General features: G+C 46.0%; 2 protein-coding genes. One reads left to right on the forward strand and one right to left on the reverse strand.

The annotated features are described in order from the left end of the window. Positions 1-101 precede the first annotated feature (101 nt). Positions 102-1,073, forward strand: a complete 972-nt coding sequence (locus tag CRENPOLYSF2_RS04760) for a lipase family protein (protein ID WP_087142808.1) — start codon at positions 102-104, stop codon at positions 1,071-1,073. Between the two features lie 127 nt (positions 1,074-1,200). Here CRENPOLYSF2_RS04760 and CRENPOLYSF2_RS04765 read toward each other — a convergent pair. Next, the coding region (locus CRENPOLYSF2_RS04765) for a hypothetical protein (protein WP_473206029.1) at positions 1,201-1,413 on the reverse strand (213 nt) is incomplete at its 5' end.

The following is a 1,413-nucleotide window of genomic DNA, read 5'->3' on the forward strand; positions in this document are numbered from 1 at the left end:
CCTCAGAAATGGCTTAAAAAATATGAATTATATCAGAAACTTAAAAAGAGCTTCTTGAGAGGTCACACGAATATTTTTTATCAATATAGAGAAAGCTTAAGATGGATAGTGCATTAAGAAGTCGGTTGAGTAAGATAATTAGTCTGTCTTATGAACAGGACTGGAGCGACGAATCGTTCTCCCTTAAGAAAGCTCATGTGTGTGCAGAACTGTCTTCAATAGTCTATGAAGATGTTCAGAAATACGAATTGAAGAAAGCCAGTCGTATACATCTGTTTGCAAGCGATACATATAGAAGACTTATCAATTCAGGCAAGGCAAATTCGATACTAAGCTCGTTGGATGAAAGTAATTTAGATGCGCAATTCTTCGTTGTTAGAGGTCGATATGCACTGATACTGGGAACATGCTTTAATAACGTTGTGATTCTTACGGTAAGGGGAACAGTTTTTCGCCGCCTCTGGGATTGGAAAGCTAATGTGGATGCTGAACGATTCTACCTACAGGGTAACGCAAATTTATACCCATTTGAGTTTGGGTTTATGAAGTTTGACGACCAATTCTTTCATAGAGGCTTCTTTGAATCTATCGTCCCACAGCTTCCATCTATTACTGACGAGATTCAGAAGCGTATGAACTCAACGAGCGACCTTAAAATTGTATGGGCCGGGCACTCCCTAGGAGGAGCAATGGCAGCAATCGGTAACGCTTTATGCCGTTCTGATATAGCCCGCAGGTTTTTCGTAGAGCGCATGCCTGGCTCTGTAGTTGGAGCCTATACGTTCGGAATGCCTCGTTATTGTGGTCTCGGTGCAATTTCTTGTTTTGCGGGTCCTTACCACGTCTACAAGGCTATGGATATAGTTCCGACCGTACCGCTTCGCAACATGGGATTTGTAGACTGCTGCCGGGAATACGAGATAACGGATACTGGAACGGTGGCCCTATCGGAGCGCACTGATACATTTGGGATGGCTGGTCATATACCAAAATTATTATCCAGTATAGAAGCGCATTCGATCGAAGGCTATGCGGGTTCGATAGCAAATGCTCTCGGTGTGTCACGCCCCTGAAGTAAATAAAATTGCTCGATACGATTTCGCCTAATCGGGTAGCCAGGGGCATCTAACCCCCAGCCCCCACACCACCCACCATGCGGGTCCGCAGTGGGCGGTTCAACGAATTGGCTCGCGTTGATACTTAGGCATAACCTTGCGCTTTGCACCAAAGCTCTTTGATGCTCAACAGCCCCTGCTCTTTCAGCCATTGGTTGTTCAAAGCCATTTGTACGGCGGGGGTACGCGCCATGCGCCAGTAACTTTTGCTACTGACCGCATGTTGGATGGCGGCTTTGAGGTTAATCCCCAAAGCCCGCAGGTTGCGGACTTTAGTACGCGGCCAGCGCCATTGTTT

Source organism: Crenothrix polyspora (assembly GCF_900163755.1).
Lineage (GTDB): Bacteria > Pseudomonadota > Gammaproteobacteria > Methylococcales > Methylomonadaceae > Crenothrix > Crenothrix polyspora.

What these genes read in the sequence shown, in the direction of transcription:
- CRENPOLYSF2_RS04760 (WP_087142808.1), top strand. Translation starts at nt 102, where the DNA reads ATGGATAGTGCATTAAGAAGTCGGTTGAGTAAGATAATTAGTCTGTCT.